At 72.1% G+C, this 4,046-nt stretch carries 3 protein-coding genes and 1 pseudogene; 1 reads left to right on the forward strand and 3 read right to left on the reverse strand.

The window, feature by feature from the left end; all coding sequences use genetic code 11:
- Both AB0M20_RS30545 and AB0M20_RS30550 read right to left on the reverse strand, forming a co-directional pair.
- A pseudogene (locus AB0M20_RS30545) lies at positions 1-275 on the reverse strand (GMP synthase (glutamine-hydrolyzing)); the annotation flags it as partial.
- A gap of 20 nt (positions 276-295) precedes the next feature.
- A complete protein-coding gene (locus AB0M20_RS30550) occupies positions 296-2,005 on the reverse strand; it encodes a S8 family serine peptidase (RefSeq protein WP_364303784.1) in 1,710 nt (569 codons plus the stop codon).
- A gap of 78 nt (positions 2,006-2,083) precedes the next feature.
- Between AB0M20_RS30550 and AB0M20_RS30555 the strand changes: the two genes are divergently transcribed.
- Positions 2,084-3,175, forward strand: a complete 1,092-nt coding sequence (locus AB0M20_RS30555; protein ID WP_364303785.1) for an LCP family protein — start codon at positions 2,084-2,086, stop codon at positions 3,173-3,175.
- On the opposite strand, the gene AB0M20_RS30560 is transcribed toward AB0M20_RS30555, so the two are convergent.
- The coding region (locus tag AB0M20_RS30560) for a M1 family metallopeptidase (protein WP_364303786.1) at positions 3,165-4,046 on the reverse strand (882 nt) is incomplete at its 5' end. The genes AB0M20_RS30555 and AB0M20_RS30560 overlap by 11 nt on opposite strands.

Consider the following 4,046-nt stretch of genomic DNA (forward strand, 5'->3'; position numbering starts at 1 on the left):
GCCTGCGCCATCGCCTGGAAGCCGTAGCAGATGCCGAAGACCGGCACCTCGCTGTCGAAGAGCGTCGCGTCCAGCCCGGGGGCGCCGGGTTCGTACACACTGGACGGCCCGCCGGACAGGATGATCGCCGCCGGGTCCTTCGCCAGCATCTCGTGCACCGGCATCGAGTGCGGGACGATCTCGGAGTAGACCCGGGCCTCACGCACCCGCCGGGCGATCAGCTGGGCGTATTGCGCGCCGAAGTCGACAACGAGCACGGGCCGGGGGGTCGTCATGCCGTGCGAGTTTACCGACGTCAGGGCAGCCAGGTCCGGGCCGGGGTGAGGCGTGTGTTGCCGAGGGAGTCGGTGGCCTGCACCTGCACACGGACGGTCTTGGTCACCCCCACGGCGAACGCGTACGTCGAGCCGGCCTTGCCCAGGACGACCCGGCCGTTGACGATCAGCCGGAGCCCGGCAACGCCGGCCGGGTCGGTGGCGCGCACCGCGATCACCGCACGCCTGGTGTGCGCGCCGTTGGCCGTCGCCGAGGTCACGGCGATCGCCGGCCCGGTGTTGTCCGCCCAGACGGTCCGGTTCGCGATGGTGACGTTGCCCGCCCGGTCGTACGCGCGCAGCTGCAGCGTGATCGTGCCGTTGTACCCGGCCGACGCCCAGCGGAAGGCGTAGGGCGCGGCGGCGTCGGTGCCCAGGAGCCTGCCGTTGGCCAGCAGCTGCACCTTGGCCACGCCGGTGTCGTCGGTCGCCGCCACCCCGACCGTGACGAAGCCGTGCACGGTGGCCGACGCGGCGGGCGAGCGGAACGCCACGGCCGGCATGGCCTTGTCGACGGTGAGCGCGGCCATCGAGCCCAGCGCGGCGGCCGCGTCGACCCGGCCCGAGGTGGCGGCGACCCAGTTGCCGGCCAGCTTGGCGGCGGAGAGGGTGAGGGCCTGCCGGATCCGCGCCGCGGACGGCGCCGGGCTGGTCGAGGCGAGCAGCGCCGCGACCCCGGAGGCGAACGGCGTCGCCGAGGAGGTGCCGCAGAAGTTGGCGAGCACGCCGGCCACGTCCTGCGCCGGGTTGCAGCCGGGCGCGGCCAGGTCGACCCACGAACTGCCGTAGTTGGACCACGGGTAGCGGGCGTCGCCCGGTGTCGAGGCGCCCACCGCGAGCACGCTCGCGATGGCAGCCGGGAAGTGCAGCGCGGAGCTGCCGGAGTTGCCGGCCGCGGCAATGACCAGGGAGCCCTTGGCGGCGGCGTACGCCACCGCGTCGCGCAGCAGCTGGCTGTCCGCGCTGCCGCCGAGCGACAGGTTGATGATGTCGGAGCCCTTGTCCGCCGCGTACCTGATGCCCGCGGCGATGTCGCTGTACGACCCGCTGCCGCCCGCGCCGAGCACCTTCACCGGCAGGATCTTGCAGTACCAGCAGATGCCGGCGACGCCGATGCCGTTGTTCGCGGTGGCCGCGATCACGCCCGCGGTCATCGTGCCGTGGCCGTCGTCGTCGGTCGGGTCGTTGTCGTCGTTGACGAAGTCGTATCCGGGGAGGATCCGCGGAGCCAGGTCGGGCAGCTTCTTGACGCCGGTGTCGACCACGGCGACGGTGACCGACGAGGCACCGCGGGTGACGCCCCAGGCGGTGTTGACGCGGGTCTTGGCGATGCCCCACTGGGAGCCGTAGGACGGGTCGGCCGGGGTGATCGCGGCGGCCCGGGCGATGTGGTCCGGCTCCACGTACGCGACCGACGGGTCGGACCGCAGCTCCGCGGCCACCTCGCCGGCCCGGCTGCGCGGCACGTCGACGGTGATCGCGCCGGGCTGGGCGCCGGTCTCGGTGGCCTCCGGGGGCAGCTCGCCGACCGCGCCGCGTACGCCGACGACCAGCGGCACCGACGTCTCGGCCGCGGTGGCCGGGGCGGGCACGCCGGTCAGCGCGACACCGCCGACCAGGGCAAGCAGGACTGCCGAGAACCGCATCTTTCCCCCGTTCGCCCGGTCGGGCGATCCGGCCGGTTCCTCCACGGTCGCGGGGTGACGCGGCAGCCACCGGACCCGTCCGGGAGCGATCGAGTTGCGGCTTGCTGATCTACTGTTCACCTCATGCCGAGAAGACGGGTGTTGTGGCTGGCGACCGCGGTCGCAGCCGTTCTGGTGATCGCCGGTGCGGGCCTCGCATACGCCCTGACCTCGCGGAACGACTCGCCGCCCACGGCTGCGCCGTCCGCCGCGCCCTCGGTGGCGCGGACCTCGGCCAGCCCGGCCCCATCGCCGGGCGCCGATATCACCGGCCCGCTCGACCTGCTGCTGGTCGGCGTCGACACCCGGGTCACGATCCCGGACTGGGAGCCGCACGCGGACTCCATCATGGTGATGCACGTCGAGGCGGATCTGCGGTCGGCCTACCTCACCTCGCTGCCGCGCGATCTGCGGGTGAGCATGCCCGCGTTCGCGCCGGCCGGCTTCCCCGGCGGCCGCTACAAGATCACCGAGGCGATGAGCCGCGGCTCCCGGGTGCCCGGCAGCAAGAAGCCGAACCCGGAGCAGGGTTACCAGCTGCTCAGCCGGGTGGTCTCGTCGTACACCGGCATCAAGAAGTTCCACGCCGGGGCGGTCCTCACCTTCACCGGTCTGAGCCGGCTGACCGACGCGCTCGGCGGCGTCACCATGCGCATCGACACCAAGGTGCTGTCGCAGCACCGCAAGCCGGACGGCACGTTGCGGCCGATGCGGCCGGGCGGCGGCGGATACACCGGCCCGCAGGCCACCTATCTGCCCGGCAGCCGGACGCTGGTCGGCTGGCAGGCGCTGGACTACGCGCGGCAGCGGTACGGCCTGAAGAACGGCGACTACGACCGGCAGCGCCACCAGCGGCAGCTCGTCGCCGCGCTGCTGGCCAAGGCGGCGTCGTCGGGGCTGGCGACCGACCAGCCGAAGCTGGACGCCGTGCTCCGGGCGATGGGCGACACGCTGGTCTACGCCGGCGATCGCAGCCCGGTCGAGTACGCGTACGCGGTCCGTGATCTGGAACCGAGCGGGATCACCCTCGTCGGTCTGCCGGGCGACTCGGTGCTCAGCGGCGGCGGATACCTGGGCGAGCAGTTGCTGCCGGTCGGGCGCGCGTATTTCAAAGCCGTCGCGCAGGGCCGCGTCGCCGCGTTCGTCGCCGCGCACCCCGAACTGGTCAATAAGTAGGTTTCGTGCCGCCGAACAGCCAGGCCTGGAAGAACGGGTCCAGATCCTTGCCGGAAATCTTCTCCGCGGCGGCGAGGAAGTCCTGAGTGGTCGCGTTCCCGCCGGCGCGCTCGGCGGTCCACGACTTGAGCAGTTTGAAGAACGCGTCGTCGCCGATCGTCTTGCGCAGCGCGTGCACGGTCATGCCGCCACGCTGATAGACGGCCTCGCCGAACAGGTCGCCCGGGCCCGGATCGCCGGGCGGCTTCGACCAGTCGAAGTTCGCGTAGCGGCGTTGGAAGATCGACTCCGCGGTGGTCAGGTCCTGGTGCTCGGACCACAGCCATTCGGCGTACGTGGCGAAGCCCTCGTTGAGCCAGATGTCCTGCCAGCGCTCGAGCGCCACGCTGTCGCCGAACCACTGATGGGCGAGCTCGTGCGCGACGACGCCGGTGTTCTCGCCGCCGGTGAAGAAGACGTTGCCGTAGACCGGCCGCGACTGGGTCTCCAGCGCGTAACCGACCCGCTCGTCGTCGAGCACGACGCCGCCGTAGGAGTCGAACGGGTACGGGCCGAACACCGTCTCGAGGTAGTCGGCGACCCGGCCGGTCGCGCCGATCGACCGGTCCGCCGGACCGTCCGCGGGCAGTGACTCCGAGATCGCCGAGATCATCGGCTTGCCCTTGTGCTGGGTGGTCTCGACGCGGTATTTCCCGATCGCCACGAAGCTCAGGTAGGAGGCCATCGGCTTGTCCTCGGTCCAGCTCCAGGTGGCGCGGCCGGCCGCCTTGACCGTCCTGCCCGGGACGCCGTTGCTCAGCACCGAGAGCCCGTCGGGCACGCTCATCCTCAGCCGGAAGGTCGCCTTGTCGCTCGGGTGGTCGTTCACCGG

It is taken from the genome of Actinoplanes sp. NPDC051633 (genome assembly GCF_040681735.1).
Taxonomy (GTDB): domain Bacteria; phylum Actinomycetota; class Actinomycetes; order Mycobacteriales; family Micromonosporaceae; genus Actinoplanes.